Consider the following 23,483-nt stretch of genomic DNA (forward strand, 5'->3'; position numbering starts at 1 on the left):
TTACGCGGCCCGCACGGTGCGGGTCGACGGCTTGGGTTGGCGCTTGGCGATACGGGCGACGGTGGAGGCGTGCCAGCGCCCGCCGTGTGCTGTCGGCACGCCCTCGGCGTTGAGTGCCTCGGCGGTGGCGACCAGAGTCAGGCCCTCGGCGCGCAACTCGTGCAGGCGCGCTTCGCTGGTGGCCGGCAGTGACCGAGGCCGACCGAGCTGCACCCCGCGCTCACGAGCTGCGGCAAGGGCTGCAACGGTGCGCTCGCTGGCGAGCTCTCGCTCGAACTGGGCGAACTGCATCATCACCCCGGCGAACATGCGCCCTGCGGCAGTCGTGGTGTCGAGGTCGAAGTCCAGCACGACCAGGCCCCACTGCTGCTTGCGCGACAGCTCGACCAGGTGCCCGAAGTCCATGACACTGCGGCTCAGGCGGTCGAGCTTCGCGACGACAATCGCCTCGGCTTCACCCGCCTTGAGCGCACCGAGGGCGCGTTGCAGTGCGGGTCGGGCGAGAGACTTGGCTGAGGCTCCCTCGTCGGACATCCACGTGACCTCCCAACCCTTGGCGAGGGCGTGGTCTTCGATGGAGCGCCGCTGGGCGGCCAGACCGAGGCCCGACCGCCCTTGCTCGTCTGTGCTGACGCGCGTGTAGCCGATGACGCGCATCAGCCAACCGCCGATACAGTGCGGTTCATGGTTACCGTCACCGCTGATGCAGCTGCAGTCATGGCGCAGATCGTCGCCGCAATCGTCTTCGTTGCGATACTCGAACTCAGGCGTGGGTATGCAGCCCAGACGTTCTGGGAGCTTCGGTTTCTCGCGGGTGCCCTCTTTGCTACGGGATTTGCGATCGCGGGCGGGATTCTGCTCGAACTAATCACCATCACGGCAAAGGGCGGCTTCACATACGAGCCCGGCCCGACCATTGAGGTGTGGATCGCGATTCGATTCCTGCTTCCGCTCCTTGTCTTCCTGGCCGCGGAATACCTTCGGAGGGCGGGCGATGAACACGCTGGCAGGGAGAAGCGGGAGTCCCCGACGATGAAGTGGGCTTGGAAGGAATTATTCGAAGCCATGAAGCGCACCCAGCGATCCCGGTCGTAGACATTCATCACGCAACCTCGACATGGCGCTGCTCGGCTATGACAACGCCCTCGGCGGTGGCGATGGTCGCTCCACGCTTGGCACGCGGCTTGGGTGCGGGCTTCTCGGCGAGCTTGCGGGGCGCGCGCTTGGGTGCGGCGCTCGCCGACTCCTTCGCCGCACGAGTCTCGGCCTGCCAGGTGCCACGGAGCGCCGAGCCGAGCTGAACACTCAGCGGGTCGACCTTGTAGCCGGTCTGCGTCGTCAGCCACTCGGCGAACGTCTGCATCGTCGGCGTGATGTCCTTCGCGGCGTGAGCGGCGAGGGGAGCGGTGTTGGTCTTCTTGGTAGCCATGTTGTGCACTTCTCTCAGTTAGTGAGTTGTTGTCAACTTGTGTTGACGAGGGGAAGTTAAACGCCTAAACGGACGTTTCGGCAAACTGCCTCTCCCGAGCCGCCAGAGGTGTGCCACGAGGATGGTTTCTCCGTGGTCGGGAACGGCCAGGTGTCCTCGGGTACTAGGCAGATGGGTATCGCCACCAGGCGGCACCGTCTTGTGTGGCGCTGGCTCATTGCCTCGGCCTGGTCGTCCGTGGGGAGAGGCCCTTGCTGGCTTTCTCGGCGGCGAATGCACGTTTGCGGTGCTCGTCGGCGCGTCGGGTCGCAGTCTCAGCACCCGACTCGGCGCTGACCCATGGCGGGGTCGGCTCGGGCACGGCGGGCAGGCGGCTGAGCTCAGCTTCGATCTCGGCCATGCGTTGCTCGCGGTGCGGGTCGGGGCGCTCGCTGTCGTGCAGGGTCAGGTTGCGCGGCTCGTCCACAACCTCGGCGTCGACCACGTTGGGATCGCGGGTCGGCATCAGCTCGGCGAATTCCGACCAGTCCACGACAGCCGCTTGCACCGAGTGCTCCCAGGTCTCGACGGTGGCCTCGATGGTGACCTGCTGCCGAGCCGAGATGCCTGCGCGGTCGAGCACAGCGAGGATTGCCTGCACCCGCACGGCATCGCTCGCCTGCTTGGACAGGGCGATCTTCACCAGCTCCCCGGCGACCGTGTCCGAGGCCATGAGGAGGCGCACCTGCGCGGCCCGCTGAACCTGCGGAGCCGAGCCGCCATGCGTGGCGCACACGTTCGAGCCTTTGATCGCCGACCGTCGGCACTGGTCACCGTTGCGCCTGTGAGCGGTGCACTGGTTCACGATAGGTCGGTCGATGGAAGGGTCTCGCCGCTTCTTCGGTTCCAGGGTCATGCGCTTGCTCCTTCGTAGATTGCAAAGTCGTTGGACCTGACCGAGCGACGAACAGCTACCAAGGAGGCCGTCGCTCGGTCAGGCGTGGAACCTCCACTGAATGCGGAAGGCACGGCATGGCAGACCGCTTGCTCGCATTCAGTGGAGGGGCTTGTGGGCACGCCGACGCTCGGCGGGCTTGGCGGGTCAATTCGTCTCCGGTTAGCCCCGGCAAATTCCTTTAGGCCTCTAGGAGCAGTTAGAGAGGTAGTTCTCTTAGAGAGGGATAGTGAGTAAATTGACCCGCCTAACCCGCCAACACAGAAGAACCCATACGAACACTGGGTAACCGTGGCGGGTCGTTTGGCGGGTCTGGCGGGGCGAACACCACAAGCGCGGGTCGCTTTCCGCCGCCGCATCTTCAGAGTGCACATACCCAGTCACCGGCCCTTCGGTCGGCGAACGGTGCGGAGTGCCTTCGGCGGCAATTGACCCGCCAGTTCTGACCCGCCGTCTTCGCCAGAGATCGGGGTGACCACAGCTCGGATTACGCCCGAGCTGCGATCGCGGAGCCGCAGGCCGACCCACACGTGCGTCTTGGCTTTGCCGACCTCGGCGTCCGAGATGTCCAGGCCCGAGCGCTCGCGGAGCTTCCGCCCGAACGAGATCTTGGTTGCGGGGCGAAGGTTGCCCGCGTGGCACCACTCCTTGTAGCAGTCGAAGAGGTCAGCCTTGCTGACGGTCGCGTCGGCGGCGATGTCGCAGTACTCGTCCAGGAACATGCCGAGCAGGTCGCTGTCGTTGCGGTAGTCGGCGGTCGCCGCGAGCACCGAGGCGGGCGGGTTGAGGCCCTGCTGGTGCCACGCCACAGCGCCCTCGACCACCCAGCGCAGAATGCCGGGAAGCTCGGCGGCACGGATGCGCGACCCGAGGGTGTCGTCGCGCTCTGAGTCGGGGATGCGTACCGGGAAGTCCACGAGGAGGAAGCGCCGCCAGATGCCCTCGTCGGTGCCGGTGACGACGGGCCGGTGGTTGCTGCTGACCCAGATTGTGCACTGCGGCCGGAAGTCGAAAAACTCGCCGCGCATGAAGCGGGCTGTCACGGTGTCGCCACCCGTGAGTTGCTTGACGAGGCGCTCGTTGATACGGGCCGAGTCGTCGAACTCGATCACCGATACGAACCGAGCGCCGTCCAGTCGGGCGATGTCGTTGGGGATGCGGTCGACGTTGCGCTGAGCGAGGGTCTCGGCGGGCAAAGTCGTGGCGTAGGGGCCGAACAAGTCGAACATCAGCTCCACCAATGTCGACTTGCCTGACTGACCCGAACTGTGGAGCAGGAGCAGCTTCTGCTCGCTCGTGGCACCAGTAGCGGAGTAGCCTGCCGCGCGCTGGATGAAGGCGCGGATGTCGGGGTCTGGCAGCACGCGTTGCACGAAGGCGTCGAACATCGGCGCTCCCGCCTCGGGGTCGAAGTCGACAGGCACCTGCCGTCGTAAGTGGTCTTCGGGGCGATGCTCCCGCAGGACGCCGGTGCGGAGGTCGAGGGTGCCGTTGCACACGTTCAGCAAGCTCGGGTCGAGGTCGAAGTCCTTCGGCAGCATCGCCACACCCGGCAACGTCTGCGCCAGCTTCAGCGCCGACTCCAGCCGCGACCGAGACTCGGAAGCCTTCGCCCACGAGAGAATCGGCGCGGCAGTCTTCGGGTCGAGCCCCTCGGCCTCGGATCGGATTGCGCGGACGGTCTCGCGCATCCACCCCATGACCACGCCGCGCTGGTCGGTAGCCCAGTGCCCGTCGAGGTAGATCAGCCATTGGGAGGTCGGGGCCAGGTGCCTCAGCTCGTGGCCGTGTCGAGCCACTAGGCGCTCGGCGTTCCCCAGCTCGGTCAGCGGGTACTCGACGTCGAGGTCGGCCACCGATGGCTCTGTGCCCGCCGACCGAGTGCCGGCCAGCTCGCGAGCTTCTTCGACAGTGAGCGCGAGGAACTGTTCCAGGCCGTGGTTGCTGATGTGGTCGGCGGCGTCCTTTCCCTCGGCGCTGTGCACGATCTCGGCATCGACCCCGACCTCGGCCAGCGACGCATGCACGGACAGCGCGTGCTTGTAGCCGGGTGCGTCGCGGTCGGCGACGATGACCACACGCGACTCGGTGCCGATGAAGAACTCTGAGTGGTCGCGCTTCCAGCCCATCCCGACGCCGCCAGCGTTACAGGTCGCGACGGCGCTTACGCCCTGCCAGAGAGCAGCAACGTCTTTCTCGCCTTCCACGATGTACACGTCGTCGCCTCGGGTGAGGGCTGGGGCGACGCGCGGCAGGTTATAGATCAGAGGAGCGAGACCGTCCCGCATGTTGTTGATCCACTTGCCGGGGCGGGCTGGGTCGGGGCGACGCTGGCGGAAGTCTTTCGGCTCGTAACGCTGCACCTGGAATCGGAGCAGGCCGTCCTCGTCCTCGTAGTCGTAGCTCTCGACCACGCGCGGCCTCGGCTCCAGGTCGGCGAAGGTCAGCGATGCCGCCGAGAGCACGTCGGCGATGTCGCACCCGGCCTGGCAGTGCAGGATGACTTTCCCCTTTTCGCCCCAGCCGATGGACAGCGAAGGCTTGTCGTCGTCGTGCGCCGAGCACCGCGCCATGAAGTTGTCAGCGCCGACCCCGCGCACATCCTCGAACCGGGACAGCACCTTGTCGAGAACTGGGGGAAGCTCGCGCACTAATCGGCCCGCCCGATGGTGCCGGAGTCGAGGTAGGCGTCGAGCCACTCCTGCGTGTAGCGCCAGAACGCGCCCACCTTGGTCGCCCGAATGAGACCGAGCTTGCGAAGCCGCGCGAGCACCTTCGGGCTGACCCCGAGGTAGGCGCAAGCGGCCTTGTTGTCGAAGTCGAGCTTCGGGCGGATGTTGTCTATGTCGAAGATCGACGGATTGTTGTTTGCCATGAGGAGACTCCTGTTGGAGCCGGGGTCTACAGACGGCAAAGGCCGAGCGACCCCGGCGATTGCCGGTTGGGTCTGCTCGGCCGAATGGAGTTCCCGGTCCGCCCGATCTACGAGAGATCTGCGTATTCCCCTGGTATCTCGTCGCCGAGATGCAGGATCCTTTACCGGTCGTTCTTCACAGGCTCACACCTGATGGTCATCCCATCCCGGGCGCACATCAGAAGCAGGTGGTTGTGTTGCGTATGCAGTTGTATCAGAGACCTAAGGTGTCGCGCCACCAGACCTGAGCGCCAACTCGGCGATTCGGACTCTGAGTGGCATCTGGCGGAAGTGCAGCGGGTAGCGCTCGCTCGGCGTCGCCGCGATGTCCACTGTGAGGTACTCGTAGAGGGCGAGCGAGGCGATTGCCTCCCAGCCCCGGCGAGCATTGCGCATGGCTACCGGGTGCATCGAGTAGGTGCCCGCCTGTAGCACTCGCGCGACGTGGTGGGCCGAGGCCCAGGGCAGCACACCCCGGTACCCGAGAAGGGCAATGCGCATCAGCCCGTCGCTAATGCGCTTGAGGCCGAGAGGCACCTCCAGCGGGTCGGTCGGGGTGATGCGGATTGTCGCTCGCTCGGTCGGCCCGAGCTGGTGCACGTAGTGAGCGAGCGGGTGCGGCCACTCGCGCTGGCTCGGGACGCTGACGTTGTCGTGGAGCCACACGTCAGGCAGGGTGCGGGCCTGTGCCTCGCCGCTGGTCACCATTGGATGCCTCGCCGAAGTGCCGGCAGGCGCTCGATGAGCCGCTCGTAGTCGTCCTCGGGGGACTCCAACCGGTCGGCCAGAAGCTCGGCGCGGGCCGCTTCCTGTCGAAGCTCGGCGACCATCTTCTGCACCCCGGTTTCGAGGCGCTGGTAGGTTGCGGCCAGCGCGGTCGGGTTGGCACCGCTCTGAAGCTGAGCGCGCACGTCGTGCAGCATTGCGGAGTTCAGCTCGTCGGCAACGCGAAGCAGGGAGCCGCCTTGCTCGATGCGCTCGGCGGCATCCGCGTTCAGCAGACCTGTGTGGCGCGCGATCACCGCGTCGGCCGCACTGTCAGCAGCGGCGATGGTGGCCCGCTCCACTTCCGAGTTGGGGTAGGTCGCCTCGCGGACGGCCTGCTTGAGTTGCCTCGGCGAGAGGGCGTTCAGATTGACGGTCATCGTGCACCGCCCGCGCTGGGCCGACCCGCGCGCCGAGCAGCAGCGGCGATGCGGTCGCGGGTGGACACCTGAGCGTCGGCGGCGCTGAAGGACTCGGCGAACTGTTCCTGGGTGCCCTGGAGGGTGGTTTCGAGCGCATCGGCCTTGGCGCGGTACGCCTCGGCTCGGCGGCGCAATGCGGCGACGCTGGCACCGCTACTGCCTCCAGAGACATGGCTGGGCGGGTAGCCCTTGGGCTTGCGTGTGGGCATCTTGCTATTCCTTCCGGTTGGACGGCACGTTGCCGAGTCGGCGGGTGCGCGTGGGGATGACGCTGGCGGCAGTGCCCTCGGGCAGGTACCCGAGCGCTTCGCCGTAGCGGGAGAGGGCATCGCGAACGAGCGTGGCCTTGCTGATGCCGGTGCTGCGTGCGATTTGGTCGAGCATGGCGCTGAGCTCGGGCGTGACGGCGACCTTGAGATCGACGAAGCCCTGCGGCTTGGGGCCGCGCTTTTGTGGTTGAGTTTCTGTCAGCATGTTTCAATTCTTCCCCGGACGGGTTGCTCGCCGCTTGAATCGCAAGCCGAAGAATCTCGGGATACGACTGCACAGCACTCTCGACAGTGGCTTGCACTCTGCTCGCCGACGCGGATGCACCACCGCGAGGGAAGCTAGAGGCATGACTCAGAACCAGCACAGCGAGTTCGGCACCGGTCGCGGTGTCGAGCGCATGCCCGACGGTGAGGCCCGACCTCTGACCGACCGGGAGCGGGCGCGCATCGAGCGCTCGGCGGCAATCCGCGACCAGTCGGTCGCCGAGGTCGAGCGCGAGGCCCGAGCGCGATAGCTTCGGTGCCATGCTCTTCGAAGATGACGTGGTTGCCGCTGTTGTGACGCATCTCCGGGCCGACGGGTGGAACATCGAGAGCACCGCACTTGCAACCCAGCATGGCGACGACATCGTGGCGACTCGTGATGGAGTGCGCTTGGTTGTGGAGGCCAAGGGCCAGGGAAGCTCGAAGAGCCACACCAGTCGCTACGGCAAGCCGTTCAACCGAGGGCAGGCATCCACGCACGTCGGCGTGGCTGTCCTTCGGTCGTTGCGAGTCGTGTCCGAGGGCACCTCGATTGCAGGCATCGCCTTGCCGTTAGATGAGTTCCACCGACGCGAGGTAGATTGCGTGTACCCCGCGCTCGCCAGGTTGGGCATCCAGGTGTTCTGGGTCAACGACGACCACGAGGTCAGCGTCCAGGAGTAGCGAGTTTGGGCAGGACTACCAGCCGCTTCGTGCCGCCTTCCGCGCGCGGCCCCGAGCGTGCTTTATCCAGCCCGCACGTGCTTCGACAGCGGTGAGACTGCCCGAGCCTTTGCGACCACAAGAGCAGCGCCAGACGATCGTGCGGTACCCGCGCTGATTCACGCCCTCGGTGTATTCGAGTTGTTCGTGGTTCATGCCCTCAATATGCAGGCGACATCCGACACCAGAACGATGACCGACGCGCCACGGCGCTTGGGGGTGCTAGCGAGAGCTGCACTCGATACAGTGCACAAGTGATCGAACGTCAAGAGGTCTACCTAGACAAGTTCAACCCTGCCCCGGCCTTGCCTTACAACCTCCGGCGGGAGGACTTCCAGCTCGCTATGCAGGACGTGTACGACTTCTTCTACGACATGAACCGAAACTTGCGGGAGAAGCACCTTCGGCGCTTCGAGGACATGTCTCGGCCAGCAGCAATCTCAGGAATGCTCTCGGACATGCTGACTGATGCGCTCGCGAAGCACTCTCGCTCGCTGGTCAACAACGGGTACCACAATGGCCACCCCGACCTCCTGGAGAACGGCAAGTACACCAACGACCGAGTCGCTTCCGGCGAGCACGGTGTGGAGGTCAAGACCACCAACAAGCGTGGTGGTGCTGTGGACACTCACGGAGCGCGGTCTCAGTGGATGTGCGTCTTCGTTTACAAGGTCGACACGACGACCGAGCCTGCGGACGACCGCGCCCCGTTGCGCTTCACCGAGGTCTATCTGGGATACGTCGAGGCCGAAGACTTCCGGCACAATGCGCGCGGCGAGCTGGGCACCCGCACCGCAACTTTGCACGCCGAGGGTATCGCCAAGCTTCGCCAGAACTGGGTCTACCTCGACCGCTAGACCTTCAGCGCCGCGAGCTTGGGAATCGCTTCGCTTGCGAGCTTGGCGTACTCGGGGTCGATCTCTACGCCGACCGCTTCGTAGCCCAGAGCGGCGGCTGCGGCGAGGGTCGAGCCTGACCCAGCGAAGGGGTCGAGTATCAGGCCTCGCTCCATCGGCAACATCGCACGGACGATCTGCCGCAGGAAGGCCTGGGGCTTCAGCGACGGGTGATTCGCGATGGCTCGCTCTTGCGGGCGCGTCGGCGCAGACCTGATCACATCTCCAAACGGCTGGTCATCGGAGATTCGGCGCAAGCCGCCTGTGCCCCACTGCCGGAGGTTCGCCGCCACCGTTGTGGTCACCGGTCGGCGGAACAACAACCACGGCTCCCACATCGATCGCGGCATCACCGACACGTCGGGGAACTCGTCGTGTGCGTTCTTCGGTCGGTCTCCGCCGCGCATTGTCGTCACTAGGCGGACAACTTCGCCTCGGCGCTCCAGGCCCGCCTTGCCGAGGCTGTACGACACGAGGTGGCTGACCAGAGGGTTCGCGGCCACGATGACATGCGCCCCTGGCACGAGCTTCGGCAGCAGCACCGTCCCGAGCTTCGTGAAGAACTTCTCGAGCTGGTCCAGCTCGGCGCTGGTGAGGGTCGTGAATCGCGGCAGTGGTGATCGCACGTTGCCGTCGAACGACGGAGGGATGCGCCAGTTTCCACCCTTGCCGGCACGAAGCTTCGCGAGCTGTGGCGGTGTGTACTCCACGAGGCCGTAAGGCGGGTCTGTAATGACCGCATGAATGCTCTTATCCGGCCGCGACCGAATCCACTCTATGGAGTCGGCGAGGTAAAGCTTCGACTTCCCGTGGGTGAAATACAGGGTCGGGTCTGCGGCGTCTTCCGGCACGAAAGCAAGGTCAGACATTCGATATGCGGTAGGTGCCGCGCCCGACTCGTGTGAACCTAGTGCCTTCATTGAGGTTCAAGTACGAACGCACGGAGGACGACGAAACCGGGTGCCCGAGCTTCTTCTCGACGGCCGCGTGGATCTCTTTGAGGTGCGCCCCGTCGACGCCCTTGCGAGTCAGAAAACTGATGATGCTGTCGCGCACCTGTCCCGGTTGCAGAGTCATACGAGCCTCCAGTTCTGACGTCTAGACGTCAGGTTAGCACCTTTCCAGAGCGAACCGGAAGGCCCGCAGAGGGCAGACGTTAGAGGCGACCTCCGACACTCAACCCCTCCGCATAACCCCTCCGAGTTTCGGCTATCCGCCGGTATCCCTCGGTGTCCCTCGGTCGCCGAGCTTCGCCCGGGATTCCGCGCCCACGAGTTCCGCGGATATCCCTCCGTGTCCCTGGCTCTCCCCAAACGCAGGCGACTTAAAATCGCTTCAGTCTGGGTTCGAACCCCAGCCGGGGTACCACGCACACGCGCACCCGCATAACCTGCGGGCGCGGGGTTCTCGAAGTGTGCGTCTAGCCCTTGGGGCGCGCGGCGAACTCTTGGAAGTACGCCGCGGGCTCCTCGCGCGCCGAGAGGCTCACGTTGTCGCGTCCGAATACGACGTTGCCGACCCAGTCTCCGACCACGCGCAGCTTGCGCTCCCACATGGGGATCGCGAGGCCGTGGTATCCGCGGTGCATGATCCATGCCGCAAAGCCCGTGATGCCGATCTTGCCCGACTGGAAGGCGCCGTAGCCAAGACCGAGACCCGCGACCGCTCCGAGATTCTTGTGCTCGTAGTCCTTCGGGTCTTCGCCGCGCAGCACCGCCACGACGTTCGCCGCCAATCGCTTGCCCTGGCGCACCGCGTGCTGCGCGTTCGGCACGCAGAACCCGCCGACACCGCCGCCCGAGAGGTCGGGCACCGCCGCGACGTCGCCCGCGGTCCAGGCGGCCTCGACGACGCCGTTGTCATCGACGACGCGAAGGTCGGCCTGCGCCCGCAGGCGACCGCGCTCGTCGACCGGGAGGTCGGTGCCGCGCAGCACGGGGTTGGCCATGACGCCGGCCGTCCAGATGATGAGATCCGACTCGAGGCTTTCACCCGTCGACAGCTCGAGATGGCCGTCGACAGCGCTCGTGAGCTGCGTCTCGAGATGCACGATCGCGGCACGCTGGGCCAAGTTCTTGAGAACCCAATGGCTCGTCTTGAGCGAGACCTCCGGCATGATGCGGCCCATCGCCTCGATGAGGTGGAAGTGCGTGTCGTCGATCGTCAGCGTGGGGTGCTCCTTGAGCAGAGCGCTCGCCAGGCTGCGCAGCTCGGCGAACGTCTCGATGCCGGCGAAGCCGCCGCCGACGACCACCACGGTGAGCAGGCGGTCGCGCTCCGGCCCGGGCGGCAGCAGGGCGGCGCGGTGGAAATTGTCGATGAGACGATCGCGCACTGCGACGGCCTCCTCGATCGACTTCATGCCGATGGCCTCATCGGCCACTCCGGGGATCGGGAACGTCCGCGACACGGAGCCCGCGGTCATGACGACATGGTCGTAGTCGAGCTCGAAGGGTTCCCCCACTTCGGGCTCGATTGTGGCCGTCTTGCTCGCGTGCTGGAGGCTCGACACCTTCGCCGTGATGACGCGCGTGCGCCTCAGGTGACGCCGGTGCGACACAACCGCGTGCCGCGGCTCGATGGAGCCCGCCGCGACCTCCGGCAGGAACGGCTGATAGGTCATGTAGGGCAGCGGGTCGACCATGACGACCTCGGCCTCACCCTTGCGCAGCCACTTCTCGAGCTTCAGAGCGGTGTAGAACCCGGCGTAGCCTCCACCGACGATGAGAATTCTGGGCACGAGAAAAACACTCCTTGTTTGGGGGAACCCGGTTAATCTACTCCGACCACTGGCGCCTGGCGAACTGCACGGCGCCTGCGGCGATCGCCCCCACGACGAGGAAGGCGAGCCCGAACAGCAGGCCCACGATCGGCAGCACGGGTGCGACGGCGGCGATCACGGGCCGGACATCCTCGAGTGAACCGCTCGCGGCTGAGCCGCGGGCGATCGGCTCGCGCGCCTCGGGCAGGTCTGCGGTTACGGCGTCCGCGTCGGCGCGGCGGTGCACCACGACCCACTCGGCGAGGCTGCCGAGCGGATTGCTCGCGACCGGCGCGATGCTCGCGCGCACCGCCGCGCCCGCGTCGATGAGACCGTATCCGTAGAGAGGATCGGGAACGGTGGGCGTCGAGGGGCGCGCGGTGCGCAGAATGCGCTCGATCACGTTCGCAGCATCGAGATCGGGATGCGCCGCGCGCACGAGCGCCGCGATGCCTGCGACGATCGGCGTCGCACCACTCGTGCCCTGCCAGAGAGCGTGCCCGCCGCCCGGAACGGCGCCCACGAGCTGCTCGCTCGGCGCCATCACGCCGATCGTGATGCCCTGCGACGAAGCGTTGTCGCTCGCCACGCCCGAGCGATCGACCCCGCCGACGGCGAGCACTCCCGGCATTGTCGCCGGCGCCCCCACCGTCTCCGTGCCGCTGCCGCGGTTTCCCGCCGCCGCAACGACGACCACGTCGTTCTCCTCCGCATAGCCGAACGCGTCGTCCCAACTCTCCGGCCACCCGAGCGTGTTCCGCGTCAAGGAGAGCGAGATGATGTCGGCGCCATTGTCGACAGCCCACCGCACCGCCTCGGCGACCTGCGCGTCAGCGCTGCGCTCCCCCGACCCGAAAGCGAGGGAGATGCTCAGCAGGGACGCCGCGGGTGCCGCGCCGATGACCCCGCTGGTGGGCCCGCTACCCCGACCTGCTGCGAGTGACGCGACCAAGGTGCCGTGCTCCGCGCCGCCGGTGCCGCTCACGGGACGCGTGCCGTCGGCCGCACCGCGCCCTGAGACGTCGGTGCCTCCGACGACCGCGCCCGCGAGATCCGGATGCGCCGCATCGACGCCCGAATCGATGACCGCGATCGTGACACCGGCGCCCCTCGTGACCTGCCACGCGTCGCGGATGCCGTACTCGTCGAGCCAGTACTGCCGATCTCTGATCGGATCGGCGCGAGCCTCCGGCGCCGGTGCGAGCGCGAGCGCGCCGGCTGCCGACAGGGCGAGCACGAGGAGGCGCGCTACGAGCCGCGCAGGTCGGGAGCGCACGCGCACACCTCGGGGGTCCAGTCGCACTCTGCGAGAGCGCGGTCACCGATCGGGTTGACGCCGGGGCCGACCGCCAGCGCATGGCCGACGAGGGCGTGCAGGCACTTGACCCGCGTCGGCATGCCTCCGGCCGAGTAATCGACAATCTCGGGCACCTCGAGCAGCTGCTCGCGATCGGTCAGGTACGCCTCGTGGGCGGACCGATACTGCGCGGCCAGCTCCGCATCGTCGGCGAGCAGCGCCGTGAGCTCGGCCATGCGGCCGTCGGCCTCGAGCCGCGAGACGGCCGCCGTCGCCGCCGGGTGGCTCAGGTAGTAGAGGGTGGGAAAGGGCGTGCCGTTCGACAAGCGAGGGCGTGTGGCGACGACCGTCGGTGCACCACAGGCGCAGCGGGCGGGAATGCCGACGACGTCGCGGGCTGGGCGGCCCAGTTGAGCGCTCACGAGCTCGACGTCGGCCTCGCTGACGGGGGCGAACGGGGGGCGGCTCACTGCGCCCCCTCGAACGCGGGCGAGACGAGCGAGTCGGCGGGGAGGTCGGTGAGGCCGGCGGTCACGAACGACGAGAGCAGCGCTCGCGTCCACTCGACGCGGGTGGTCTGAATCTCATCGCTGATCGGCTGGCCGTCGCCCGACTGCGCGGTGAGGCCGTCGTCGATCACGAGGTAGCTGATGTCGCCCGGGTACACGTACAGCAAGCGGCCACGGGCCTGCGCCTCGATGTACGCAGGGTCTTGCCACCGGTCGATCTCCGTCTCGAGCTCGTCCACAGCCGCCTGCTGCTCGGCGACGGCGCGCTCCAGCTCGGCGATCTGCTGCCGCTGCTCCACCAGGATGCGCAGCGAGGGCGCGAGGACGACCAGACCCGCGACGATGAGCAGGAAGATGGTGACGGTGAAGCCGGAGAGCTGCAGGTTGCGAAACCAGGCGCCCACCCCCGGTGCCTCCGCGGCCGGAGCCGGGGAGGCACTGCGAAGGGTGCGGGCCACGGCGCCGCCTAGCCGGTGAAGCGCGGGAAGGCGGAGCGGCCCGCGTAGACGGCGGCCTCGCCCAGCTCCTCCTCGATACGCAGCAGCTGGTTGTACTTCGCGACGCGCTCCGAGCGCGCGGGCGCTCCCGTCTTGATCTGCCCGCAGTTCGTCGCGACCGACAGGTCGGCGATCGTCGTGTCCTCCGTCTCGCCCGAGCGGTGCGACAGCACCGCCGTGTAGCCGCTGCGCTGGGCCAGAGCGACGGCGTCGAGCGTCTCGGTGAGGGTTCCGATCTGGTTGACCTTCACGAGGAGCGAGTTCGCCGTGCCGTGCGCGATGCCCTTCGCGAGACGGGTCGGGTTGGTGACGAAGAGGTCGTCGCCGACCAGCTGCACCTTCCTGCCCACGTCGGTGGTGAGCGAGGCCCAGCCCTCCCAGTCGTCCTCGTCGAGCGGATCCTCGATCGTGACGAGCGGGTAGGCATCCACGATCTCCGCATAGAACGCCGCCATCTCGGCCGCCGTGCGCGACGAGCCCTCGAAGCGGTAGGCGCCATCGCTGAAGAACTCGGTCGCCGCCACGTCGAGACCCAGCGCGATGTCCGTCCCCGGTGTGAAGCCCGCCTTCTCGATCGCGGCCAGCAGGAAGTCCAGAGCAGCCTTCGTGCCGGCGAGGTCGGGCGCGAAGCCGCCTTCGTCGCCGAGCCCGGTCGAGAAGCCGCCTGCCTTGAGCTCGCCCTTCAGTGCGTGGTACGTCTCCGCACCCCAGCGCAGCGCCTCGGTGAAGCTGTCCGCACCGACCGGCAAGATCATGAACTCCTGCACGTCGACGCCCGTGTCGGCGTGCGCGCCACCGTTGATGACGTTCATCATCGGGACCGGGAGCACGTGGGCATTGGGTCCGCCGACATAGCGGAAGAGGGGGAGATCGGCCGAGTCCGCCGCTGCCTTGGCCACGGCCAACGAGACGCCGAGAATGGCATTCGCGCCGAGCTTCGACTTATTGTCGGTGCCGTCGGCGGCCATCAGAGCAGCATCGATGAGTCGCTGGTCGCTCGCGTCGAGATCCTCCACGGCCGGACCCAGCACGTCGAGCACGGCGTCGACCGCCTGGAGAACGCCCTTGCCCAGGTATCGGCCCTTGTCGCCATCGCGCAGCTCGTACGCTTCGAAAGCGCCCGTGGACGCCCCCGAGGGCACGGCGGCGCGCGAGACCGTCCCGTCGTCCAGCAGAACCTCGACCTCGACGGTCGGGTTGCCTCGCGAGTCGAGAATTTCACGTGCTCCAACGGCCTCGATAGCTGCCACGGGTCAGTCTCCTTCGGTGGTGGTCGAATCTGCGGCTCCGAGCCTACGCCAGTCGAGGAGCGCAGGGTCGGGCTCGGCGTCGCGCGCGACGGAGGCGAATCGGCGAAAGCCGTCCGCCTCGAGCTGCTCGAGAGCGGCACGCAGATTCTTGGGGCGCTTCACGAGCCGCACACGGGTGCCCTCGGCGACGAGGGCACCCTGCAGGGCCACGATCGTCGCGGGAGAGACATCGCGGTCGTAGACGAGGGCCGCATCCTCGGCACCGCCCGTCTCGGTGAGCGCCACGAGGTCGATGAGCCTCTCGAAGCCGAGCGAGAAGCCCGTTGCGGGCACGTCGCTGCCGAGGAAGCGCCCGATCATGCCGTCGTACCGGCCCCCGCCCCCGAGCGAGTAGCCCAGCTGAGGGTGCGCCACCTCGAAGATCGGACCCGTGTAGTACCCCATGCCGCGCACCAGGAACGGGTCGAACTGCAGCGGCAACTCGGGCAAGGCCGCGCGCAGCCCGCGCAGATCATCGAGAGCGACGCTGCCGTCGAACGCGGGGCTCTGCAGCAGGCTCCACGAGTCGCCCTCGTCGGCGGCGAGCGCCTCGAACAGCTCGCGAGCGTGCCCGACGCCCAGAGCGGCGAGCTCGTCGACGACGCCGTCGAGGCCGAGCTTGTCGAGCTTGTCGATCGTGATGAGCGCCTGCGGCTGCAGAGTCGCGGGCACCCCGTGGCGCGTGAGCCACGCTGTGAGCAGGCGGCGGTCGTTGACGCGGATGCTGCAGTCGGGAATGCCCAGTGCATCGAGCACGGCCGACGTCGCCGCGATGAGCTCGACCTCCGCGATGATTCCCGGCTCACCGATGATGTCGATGTCGCACTGCACGAACTGCCGGTAGCGGCCCTTCTGCGGCCGCTCCGCCCGCCAGACCGGCGCCACCTGGATCGCCCGGAAGACCGTCGGCAACTGCCCGCGATTGCTCGCGTAGAAGCGCGCGAGCGGCACCGTCAGATCGAAGCGCAGACCCAGGTCGGCGAGGTCGAGGGGTGACTCGGCGGTGCGCAGGTCATCCTCGGTGAGACCGCGCCGCATGACCGCGAAGGCGAGCTTCTCGTTGTCGCCGCCGAGGCCGGCGTGCAGACGATCGGCGTCCTCGATCACGGGGGTCTCGATCTCATCGAAGCCGTGCGCGCGGTAGACATCGCGCACGGTCGCGAGCACGCGCTCACGCCGGGCCTTGTCGGCGGGCAGGACGTCGCGCATCCCGCGGGGAGGGGTCACCGGGCTGGCCATACGCTCGATTCTGTCACGCAGCCTGAGAGCCTCCGGCGCGCTCAGGCGATGCGGCTGCCCTTCGGCAGGCGGCCCGCGGGCGTTCGCGTGCGCGCGATGCCGCCGCCCAGGGCTAGTGCCGCCAGAAGGAGGTGCAGAAGCAGGCCGACGAACCAGCTGGGCACCGTGCGCTCGAAGATCTCCTGCGGCGTCTCGTAGTCGTAGGGGACGGCTTCACCCGCCAGTGCCGCCGCGCACTCGTCGGTGACCTGCTCGAGCTCGGGCGCGAGCTGGGCAGCACGCACGCCCGTCGAGATCGCGCCGAACAGGTCTTGCGGGTTGCCGTTGCGATCGAACGTCGTCGGTGCGGCATCAGCAAGGACGATGTACGGGTTCGCCGCGAGGATGCCCCACACGTAGTCGAAGCGCGGCACGAGGTAGTCATAGGTCTCGGGCGGCAGGCACTCCACCTGCTCGGGGTAGCCGGTGCGCGGGTCGACCTCACCGCCGACCGAGTAGTCGACCCCGATGTAGGTCGACCTCACCTCGGACTGGAAGGCCAGCCCGCCGAGCGCGAAGGCGATGAGCGTGCCGATGCTGAGCGCCGCGACGGTCAGGTAGGTCGTCACCACCGAGAACAGCGCGCGCGACATGAGCGCGGAGAGGCCGACGCCGATCGCGGCGACGACGCCGAGCTCGAGCACGAGCACGCCGAGCGAGGCCAGGAGCGTGTCGAGCCGCACACCGCCCGCCACGACCGAGAAGACGAGGAACGGCAGTGAGGCGAGCAAGAAGGTGAGCGCCACCGTCCACGCCGCCAGAAACTTGCCGAGCACAATCTGCTGCGCGCTCGCGAGCGTCACCTGCGTGGTCGCGAGCGTTCCGGCATCCCGATCGCCGTTGACCGCTCCCCCGCTGATCGCGGGCGTGACGAGAGTGCCGACGAGCAGCACGAAGAAGATGATGGTCGAGTAGACGCCCGCCGTCTCGGCGTCGGCGCCGAACGCGGAGATCGAGGCCCAGAGCAGGGCGGTGACCACGCCCACGAGCACGAACACGACGATCACCAGGACGATCCAGGCGACCGAGCGGATGCGCTGCCGCAGCTCGAGCAGAATGATGGTGCCGAGCGTGTCCACGTAGCGGGTCATCGCGCCTCCTCCGGCTTCTCGCCGCGCGCGAGATCGAGGAAGGTGTGCTCGAGATCGCCGACCGCCGGCCCGAAGGCGCTCACGGCGACACCCCCGGTGACGAGGCGCGCCAATAGGGCGGCCGCGTCGGATTCACCCGCAACGGAGACGAGAGTGCCCAGGTGGTCCTCACCGGCGCTCGCGATGCCCTCCTGCTCGAGCGCTGTGCTGAGAGCGGCCCGGTCGACGGCGCGGATGCGCCACAGGCGGGCTCCCGCACGCGACGACTCGATGCGCTCCGCACTCGCCGTGACGCCTTGGTCGAGGTAGACGGCGGAGTCGGCCATCTCGTCGAGCTCGGCCAGCACGTGGCTGGAGACGAGCACGGCGACACCGTCGGCCGCGAGCCGCCGCACGAGAACCCGCAGGTCGACGCGCGCTGCCGGGTCGAGGCCGGACGCCGGCTCGTCGAGCAGCAGCACCTCGGGACGATGCACGAGCGCGCGCGCGAGGCTCAAGCGCTGCTTCTGGCCTCGGCTGAGGACGCGTGTCGGCTGGTCGGCGAGCGCCTCGAGACCCACGAGTTCACTGAGCTCGCGCGCCCGCACGCGGGACTGCGCCGATGTCAGCTCGTACAGCCGCCCCGTCGTCTCGAGCGTCTGCCGCACGCTCAGCGTCGCCCATGACCCGAGCACGTCGGGCATCCAGCCCATGCGCTGCCGCACCGCACGCGCATCGTGCACGGGGTCCGCCCCGGCGATGCGCACTGTTCCCGCATCGGGAGCGAGCAGAGTGGCGAGCACGAGCAGCAGCGTGGTCTTGCCCGAGCCGTTGGGGCCGATGAGGGCCGTGACCGACCCGGCGTGCGCGGTGAAGCTCGCGTCGCGCACAGCGTGCACGTCGCCGAACGAGCGCGCGACTCCGTGGGCCTCGATCGCGGCGCCACGGGATGCGCGCGCAGGGGTTGCCGTCATGAGGGTCAGTCAAGCATCTCGGGCGCTGACGCCGACTCCGCCGCGCGGATGCGCGACTCGAGGTCGCGAACGGCGGACCGCAGGGCGCGCTCGGCGTCCAGACCCCGCGCGCGCCCCGTCGACACGAGGGCCAGAAGACGGCGCCCCAGCTCCGCCTCATCGTGCGGTGCAGGTTCGCTCACCTCCACCTCCGTCTCGGCGGAGACACTCTGCGCGCGCCCGAGAACCTTCTCGGCCCGCGCGAGAGCGGGCAGCCCGCTCGGCACCCCGTCGAGCACCGACGTGCGGGCGGGCTTCTGCTGGCGCTTCCACGTCTCCCAGTTCGCCGCGACGTCATCGGCGGTGTCGGCGACGACGTCGCCGAAGACGTGCGGGTGGCGGCCGACCATCTTCGCGGTCGACGCAGCAGCGACATCCTCGATCGTGAACGGATGCTCCGGGCTCGCCGCGGCGATGTCGGCGTGGAACAGCACCTGGTAGAGCACGTCGCCCAGCTCCTCGAGAAGGTCGTCGCGCGAGCCGTGCTCGATGGCCTCGATGAGCTCGTGCGACTCCTCGACGAGGTACTGCACGAGGCTCGCGTGGGTCTGCTCGGCATCCCACGCGCACCCGCCCGGTGCCCGCAGATGCTCGAGCACGGCGATGAGCTGATCCATCTGCGGGTGCAGTCGCGGGGCGGGCAACGGCGGTGTCGCATGCTCAGCGGTCATGCGCCCATCCTGCCGTGTCCCGGCCGGGGGGGCAGGCGTTCGGTGCGAACTCGGGTCTGTGCAGGAGACTGGGAGTGTGATCCCCGACGTCGACTGGCCTCTCCGACTCGCGGCTGCTCTGCTCGCGTCGGGTCTGCTCGTGCTGTTCGTCGTGCGGGCCATCCGCAAAGACCGCCGCGAGTACGCGCGCTTTCGCCGGTACCGCTCGACGGTGCGTCGCCAGGCGATGCTGCGGCGATGGCTCGTCGAATCGCTCGCCCTCTTCGGCGGCACCGCTGCGCTCGTGCTCGTGGTCGTGCAGCCGGTCGTCGCCCCGCTGCTGGCCGAGACTCAGGCGCTGCCGGCGGTGGCCTGGCTGCGGGATGCTCTCGCCGGCGGCCTCGGAGCAGGGCTGCTTCTCGGCGCCGTCGTCGGCGGCACACTGCTGACCGTCATCGGCGTGCGCAGCGCTCGTGCCGAGGGCGGGGTCATCATGGTCGGCGACATCGCCGCGCTGCTGCCCCGCAACAGGCCCGAGCTGGGCTGGGGTGCGGCGCTCTCGGTGAACGCGGGCATCGTCGAGGAGGCGCTGTTCCGCCTGGCGCTGCCCGCTCTGCTCGTGGTCGTCACCGGTGAGCCGGTCAGCGCTTTCGTGCTCGCCGCGCTCGTCTTCGGTGCGCTGCACGCCTACCAGGGGTGGCTCGGAGTCGTGGCGACGACCGTCGTCGGGCTGCTCTTCACGACCCTCTACGTGGTGAGCGGCAGCATCCTCCTGGCGATGCTCGTGCACATCGTGTTCGACCTGCGCACGCTCGTCGTCATTCCGATGGCGGTGTACCGCGTGCACACGGTGCCGGGGAGCGTGCGGTTCCCCCGACCGCTCGCCCTCGCCGCACCGGCCGCCGAGGCGCCCGAACCGTCCCGCGAGTAGCCGCGCTCAGTCGCGCGCGGCGGAGGGCGCCGGCTCAGCCGCGTAGAGGTTCTCCAGCGTACGACCCACCCACTCGATGAGGTCGTCGTCGCTCGCATCCTTCGGCAGCGGCACGGCGACCGCACGCTGCTGCGCGAGGTACTTCGCCCCCGGGTACATGCGCTGCAGGCGCAGCTGCCGCGAGTCGGGCAGGTCGAGGCCGACGATGCGCAGCATCTGACCCATGACGACGACGTCGCTCAAGCCGAGGCCCTGCGCGAGTCGCCGTAGCCTCGACACCGCGAGGAGAGCGTGCACGGGCGCGGGCGGGTCGCCGTATCGATCGGCCAGCTCCTCGAGAACCGCGCCCAGGGCATCCTCGCCGCTCGTCGGCGCCGCCGCGGTCGAGAGCTTCTGGTAGGCCTCGAGACGCAGCCGCTCGCTCTCGATGAACTCCTCGGGAATCCGCGCATCGACGGGCAGCTCGAGCCGCAGCTCCGTCTGCTCGGCGGCCGCGTCGCCTCGGAAGGTGCTCACCGCCTCCCCGATCATGCGCAGGTAGAGGTCGAAGCCGACACCCGCGATGTGCCCGGCCTGCTCGGCGCCCAGAAGGTTGCCCGCCCCGCGGATCTCGAGGTCCTTCATGGCGATCTGCATGCCCCCGCCGAGGTCGGTGTGGGCGGCGAGGGTCTGCAGGCGGTCATGCGCGGTCTCGGTGAGCGGCTTCGACTCGTCGTACAGGAAGTACGCGTAGGCGCGCTCGCGGCCACGGCCGACACGCCCCCGCAACTGGTGCAGCTGCGAGAGGCCGTACTTGTCGGCGCGGTCGATGATGAGCGTGTTGGCGTTGGCGACGTCGAGGCCCGTCTCGATGATGGTCGTCGACACGAGCACATCGAACCTGCGCTCCCAGAAGTCGACCATGACCTGCTCGAGAAGCGACTCGCTCATCTGGCCGTGGGCGACGGCGACGCGCGCATCCGGCACCAGTTCGGCGAGGTGGGAGGCGACGCGCTGAATGCTCGACACGCGGTTGTGCACGTAGAACACTTGCCCCTCGCGCAGCATCTCCCGGTGAATCGCGGCGGCGACCTGCTTGTCGCTGTAGGCCCCCACGTAGGTGAGGATCGGGTGGCGGTCCTCCGGCGGCGTGGCGAGCGTCGACATCTCGCGGATGCCCGTCACCGCCATCTCGAGCGTGCGCGGAATCGGCGTGGCCGACATGGCGAGCACGTCGACGTTGGTCTTGAGCTTCTTGAGCGCGTCCTTGTGCTCGACGCCGAATCGCTGCTCCTCGTCGATGATCACGAGACCGAGATCCTTGAACTGCACGCCCTGCGAGAGGATGCGGTGGGTGCCGATCACCACGTCGACGGTGCCCTGGGCGAGCCCCTCCAGCGTCTCCTTCGCCTCCTTGTCGGTCTGGAAGCGACTGAGCGCGCGCAGGTGGACGGGAAACCCCGCGAATCGCTCGGCGAAAGTCTCCACGTGCTGCTTCACGAGCAGGGTCGTCGGCACGATCATGGCGACCTGCTTGCCGCCCTGCACGGCCTTGAATGCGGCGCGCACCGCGACCTCGGTCTTGCCGTAGCCGACGTCGCCGGCGAGCAGGCGGTCCATGGGGATCGGCGCCTCCATGTCGCGCTTGACCTCGTCGATCGTCGTGAGCTGATCGGGAGTCTCCATGAACGGAAACGCCTCCTCGAGCTCACGCTGCCAGGGAGTATCCGGCTCGAAAGCGTGGCCCTTGCTCGACATGCGGGCGGAGTAGAGCTTGACCAGCTCGACGGCGATGTCGCGCACCGCGCGCCGCGCGCGGCCCTTCGCGGCCGCCCAGTCGCTGCCCCCCATCTTGCTGAGCGTCGGCGACTCTCCGCCGACGTAGCGGCTCAGGAGATCGAGCTGATCGGTGGGCACGTAGAGCTTGTCGCCCGGGTAGCCGCGCTTCGACGGCGCGTACTCGAGCACGAGGAACTCGCGGGTCGTCTTCACTGCGTTGCGCCCGCCCGTGGAGACCTCGCGCGTCGTGAGCTCGAGAAAGCGCCCGATGCCGTGCGTGACGTGCACGACGGGGTCACCGGGAGTGAGCTGCAACGGGTCGACCTGCGTCTTGCGGCGGCTCGCGAGCTTCTTCGGCTGTCGCGAGTCGTAGCCGGCGCTGCGGCCGTAGAACTCGGTCTCGCTCAGCAGACCGAGACGCAGCTCCGGCAGCTCGAAGCCGTGCTCGACGCTGCCCTGCACGAGGTAGACGACCCCGGCCTCGAGGGTCTCGGGCAGGTCGGCAACCTCGCGGGCAGCGACCTCCTGCTCGGCGAGCACGTCGGCGGCGCGCTCGATGAGACCATGGCCGCCGGCGACGACGACCATCGTCCAGCCCGCGCGCGCACGATCGGCGACGTGATCGACCGCCCCTGCGCTCGTGCCCGCAAAGCTGGGAGGCTCGGAGGCGTCGATGCGCACCACGTCCGCATCGTCGGCGTCGAACGCGCTTATGGTGAACCACGCGCGGTCGCCCGCCGCGAGTCGCAGGCCGCTCACCGTGAGGAAGTCGCCCGCGTCGAGATCGATCGGGGCCTCTGCCCCCGCCGTCGCGGCATGCCAGGCCGCGGTGAGGAACTCGCGGTTCGTCTCGGCGAGGCTCACGGCGCGCGTCGCCACCCGCTCGGGGCTCAGGACGGCGATCGAGGCCGCGGCGGGCAGGTAGTGCGTGAGCGGCACGAGCTCGTCGACGAGCGCGGGGGCGAGGCTCTCCATGCCCTCGACGGGGATGCCTTCGCCGATCTTCTCGAGCAGCTGCTGCAGGCTCGGGAACTCGTGCTGCATCTCACGCGCCCGTTGCCGCACAGCATCGGTGAGCAGCAGCTCACGCGTGGGCGGCAGCTCGACGCTCGCGACCTCGTCCGGCAACGAGCGCTGGTCTGCAACCGAGAACTCGCGCAGCTGCTCGACCTCGTCGCCGAAGAACTCGACGCGCACCGGGTGCTCTGCGACGGCGGGAAAGACGTCGAGGATGCCGCCGCGCACGGCGAACTCGCCGCGCCGCGTCACCATGTCGACGCGCGTGTAGGCCAAATCGACCAGTCGGCGGGTCACCTCGGAGAGTTCGTGGCCTCGGCCTCCGGCGGCGAGCAGCACCGGCTCCACGTCGGTGAGGCCCATGGCGAGGGGCTGCAGCGCGGCGCGCACAGAGGAGACGACGATGAGGTCCCCGCGCCGGGCATCCTCATCGGCGTCCCAAGCTGCGAGAGCTCGCAGCGTGCGGATGCGGCGGCCAACGGTCTCGGCGCTGGGACTCAAGCGCTCGTGCGGCAGGGTCTCCCACGCGGGCAGGTCGAGGATGCTCGCACCCGGCGCGACGCATGCGAGCGCCTGCTGCACGGCCTCTGCCTCGCGGCCCGTCGCGGCGATGACGAGCAGGCACTGAGGGCCGTCGCGGCGCTCCAGGAGGCTCGCGAGGAGCGGAACGCGCAGGCCCTCGACGACGGAGAAATCGGTGCTGCGCGCCGCGGTCTCGAGGGCCGTCTCGAGGGTGCGGGCGCGCGACAGGGCAGGGATCAACCGCTCGAGACTCACGTCGCCCGAGTCTACGCGGCCGGCCTGACCCTCGACATCGC

Annotated in this window: 25 protein-coding genes; 5 read left to right on the forward strand and 20 right to left on the reverse strand. The window is 68.4% G+C overall.

All coding sequences use genetic code 11. The features are described 5' to 3' along the window. Window positions 1-657, reverse strand: coding sequence for a recombinase family protein (locus tag RJQ01_RS06525; protein ID WP_350475923.1), 657 nt, complete (start codon window positions 655-657; stop codon window positions 1-3). Between the two features lie 27 nt (window positions 658-684). On the opposite strand from RJQ01_RS06525, the gene RJQ01_RS06530 reads away from it, so the two are divergent. Beyond that, window positions 685-1,095: a hypothetical protein gene (locus tag RJQ01_RS06530; RefSeq protein WP_350475924.1), complete on the forward strand. Its 411-nt coding sequence runs from the start codon at window positions 685-687 to the stop codon at window positions 1,093-1,095. 7 nt (window positions 1,096-1,102) lie between these two features. On the opposite strand, the gene RJQ01_RS06535 is transcribed toward RJQ01_RS06530, so the two are convergent. The 8 genes from RJQ01_RS06535 to RJQ01_RS06570 form a co-directional block, all read right to left on the reverse strand. Continuing rightward, window positions 1,103-1,429 (reverse strand): hypothetical protein, encoded by a 327-nt coding sequence (locus RJQ01_RS06535; RefSeq protein WP_350475925.1) that lies wholly within the window; start codon window positions 1,427-1,429, stop codon window positions 1,103-1,105. Between the two features lie 214 nt (window positions 1,430-1,643). Next, the gene (locus RJQ01_RS06540; protein WP_350475926.1) at window positions 1,644-2,324 is read right to left on the reverse strand and encodes a hypothetical protein; all 681 of its coding nucleotides are present in this window, start codon (window positions 2,322-2,324) and stop codon (window positions 1,644-1,646) included. A gap of 419 nt (window positions 2,325-2,743) precedes the next feature. Continuing rightward, window positions 2,744-5,014: a phage/plasmid primase, P4 family gene (locus tag RJQ01_RS06545; RefSeq protein ID WP_350475927.1), complete on the reverse strand. Its 2,271-nt coding sequence runs from the start codon at window positions 5,012-5,014 to the stop codon at window positions 2,744-2,746. Continuing rightward, complete coding sequence (locus tag RJQ01_RS06550; RefSeq protein ID WP_350475928.1) at window positions 5,014-5,238, reverse strand: helix-turn-helix domain-containing protein; 225 nt, start codon at window positions 5,236-5,238, stop codon at window positions 5,014-5,016. The genes RJQ01_RS06545 and RJQ01_RS06550 overlap by 1 nt, the downstream gene beginning before the upstream one ends. Before the next feature lie 261 nt (window positions 5,239-5,499). Beyond that, complete coding sequence (locus RJQ01_RS06555; protein WP_350475929.1) at window positions 5,500-5,982, reverse strand: hypothetical protein; 483 nt, start codon at window positions 5,980-5,982, stop codon at window positions 5,500-5,502. After that, a complete protein-coding gene (locus tag RJQ01_RS06560; RefSeq protein WP_350475930.1) occupies window positions 5,979-6,422 on the reverse strand; it encodes a hypothetical protein in 444 nt (147 codons plus the stop codon). The genes RJQ01_RS06555 and RJQ01_RS06560 overlap by 4 nt, the downstream gene beginning before the upstream one ends. Further along, the gene (locus tag RJQ01_RS06565) at window positions 6,419-6,673 is read right to left on the reverse strand and encodes a hypothetical protein (protein ID WP_350475931.1); all 255 of its coding nucleotides are present in this window, start codon (window positions 6,671-6,673) and stop codon (window positions 6,419-6,421) included. Before RJQ01_RS06565 ends, RJQ01_RS06560 begins: the two co-directional genes overlap by 4 nt. Before the next feature lie 4 nt (window positions 6,674-6,677). Further along, on the reverse strand, window positions 6,678-6,938 hold the full coding sequence (locus tag RJQ01_RS06570) for a ribbon-helix-helix domain-containing protein (RefSeq protein WP_350475932.1): 261 nt from the start codon (window positions 6,936-6,938) through the stop codon (window positions 6,678-6,680). A gap of 142 nt (window positions 6,939-7,080) precedes the next feature. Between RJQ01_RS06570 and RJQ01_RS06575 the strand changes: the two genes are divergently transcribed. The 3 genes from RJQ01_RS06575 (at window position 7,081) to RJQ01_RS06585 (ending at window position 8,556) form a co-directional block, all read left to right on the forward strand. Then, window positions 7,081-7,248 (forward strand): hypothetical protein, encoded by a 168-nt coding sequence (locus RJQ01_RS06575; RefSeq protein WP_350475933.1) that lies wholly within the window; start codon window positions 7,081-7,083, stop codon window positions 7,246-7,248. A 10-nt stretch (window positions 7,249-7,258) separates the two neighbouring features. Next, complete coding sequence (locus RJQ01_RS06580; RefSeq protein WP_350475934.1) at window positions 7,259-7,660, forward strand: hypothetical protein; 402 nt, start codon at window positions 7,259-7,261, stop codon at window positions 7,658-7,660. Between the two features lie 293 nt (window positions 7,661-7,953). After that, entirely contained in the window at window positions 7,954-8,556 is a 603-nt protein-coding gene (locus RJQ01_RS06585) for a hypothetical protein (RefSeq protein WP_350475935.1), read from the forward strand. Here RJQ01_RS06585 and RJQ01_RS06590 read toward each other — a convergent pair. The 10 genes from RJQ01_RS06590 to RJQ01_RS06635 all read right to left on the reverse strand — a co-directional run bounded on the left by RJQ01_RS06590 (window position 8,553) and on the right by RJQ01_RS06635 (window position 18,980). Next, a complete protein-coding gene (locus RJQ01_RS06590) occupies window positions 8,553-9,464 on the reverse strand; it encodes a DNA-methyltransferase (protein ID WP_350475936.1) in 912 nt (303 codons plus the stop codon). The genes RJQ01_RS06585 and RJQ01_RS06590 overlap by 4 nt on opposite strands. A gap of 551 nt (window positions 9,465-10,015) precedes the next feature. Next, window positions 10,016-11,335: an NAD(P)/FAD-dependent oxidoreductase gene (locus RJQ01_RS06595; protein WP_350475937.1), complete on the reverse strand. Its 1,320-nt coding sequence runs from the start codon at window positions 11,333-11,335 to the stop codon at window positions 10,016-10,018. Between the two features lie 37 nt (window positions 11,336-11,372). After that, window positions 11,373-12,632, reverse strand: a complete 1,260-nt coding sequence (locus RJQ01_RS06600; protein ID WP_350475938.1) for a S8 family serine peptidase — start codon at window positions 12,630-12,632, stop codon at window positions 11,373-11,375. Further along, the gene (locus RJQ01_RS06605) at window positions 12,605-13,123 is read right to left on the reverse strand and encodes a DUF501 domain-containing protein (protein WP_350475939.1); all 519 of its coding nucleotides are present in this window, start codon (window positions 13,121-13,123) and stop codon (window positions 12,605-12,607) included. The genes RJQ01_RS06600 and RJQ01_RS06605 overlap by 28 nt, the downstream gene beginning before the upstream one ends. Continuing rightward, a complete protein-coding gene (locus tag RJQ01_RS06610) occupies window positions 13,120-13,620 on the reverse strand; it encodes an FtsB family cell division protein (protein WP_350475940.1) in 501 nt (166 codons plus the stop codon). The genes RJQ01_RS06605 and RJQ01_RS06610 overlap by 4 nt, the downstream gene beginning before the upstream one ends. Window positions 13,621-13,628: 8 nt before the next feature. Further along, window positions 13,629-14,909 carry a phosphopyruvate hydratase gene (eno, locus tag RJQ01_RS06615; protein ID WP_350475941.1) on the reverse strand — a complete coding sequence of 427 codons (1,281 nt, stop codon included), beginning with the start codon at window positions 14,907-14,909 and terminating at the stop codon, window positions 13,629-13,631. A 3-nt stretch (window positions 14,910-14,912) separates the two neighbouring features. After that, on the reverse strand, window positions 14,913-16,187 hold the full coding sequence (gene hisS / locus RJQ01_RS06620; protein WP_350475942.1) for a histidine--tRNA ligase: 1,275 nt from the start codon (window positions 16,185-16,187) through the stop codon (window positions 14,913-14,915). 41 nt (window positions 16,188-16,228) lie between these two features. Continuing rightward, window positions 16,229-17,317 carry an ABC transporter permease gene (locus RJQ01_RS06625; RefSeq protein ID WP_350475943.1) on the reverse strand — a complete coding sequence of 363 codons (1,089 nt, stop codon included), beginning with the start codon at window positions 17,315-17,317 and terminating at the stop codon, window positions 16,229-16,231. Beyond that, window positions 17,314-18,270 carry an ABC transporter ATP-binding protein gene (locus RJQ01_RS06630; RefSeq protein ID WP_350475944.1) on the reverse strand — a complete coding sequence of 319 codons (957 nt, stop codon included), beginning with the start codon at window positions 18,268-18,270 and terminating at the stop codon, window positions 17,314-17,316. The genes RJQ01_RS06625 and RJQ01_RS06630 overlap by 4 nt, the downstream gene beginning before the upstream one ends. Before the next feature lie 5 nt (window positions 18,271-18,275). Beyond that, the gene (locus RJQ01_RS06635; protein ID WP_350475945.1) at window positions 18,276-18,980 is read right to left on the reverse strand and encodes a nucleoside triphosphate pyrophosphohydrolase; all 705 of its coding nucleotides are present in this window, start codon (window positions 18,978-18,980) and stop codon (window positions 18,276-18,278) included. Window positions 18,981-19,056: 76 nt separating this feature from the next. Here RJQ01_RS06635 and RJQ01_RS06640 point away from each other — a divergent pair, with 76 nt between their 5' ends. Then, window positions 19,057-19,890 (forward strand): CPBP family intramembrane glutamic endopeptidase, encoded by an 834-nt coding sequence (locus RJQ01_RS06640; protein ID WP_350475946.1) that lies wholly within the window; start codon window positions 19,057-19,059, stop codon window positions 19,888-19,890. 6 nt (window positions 19,891-19,896) lie between these two features. On the opposite strand, the gene mfd is transcribed toward RJQ01_RS06640, so the two are convergent. Continuing rightward, the gene (gene mfd, locus RJQ01_RS06645; protein WP_350475947.1) at window positions 19,897-23,442 is read right to left on the reverse strand and encodes a transcription-repair coupling factor; all 3,546 of its coding nucleotides are present in this window, start codon (window positions 23,440-23,442) and stop codon (window positions 19,897-19,899) included. Window positions 23,443-23,483 lie beyond the last annotated feature (41 nt).

Origin of the sequence: Microcella sp. (assembly GCF_040286215.1) — a bacterium.
Classification (GTDB): domain Bacteria; phylum Actinomycetota; class Actinomycetes; order Actinomycetales; family Microbacteriaceae; genus Microcella.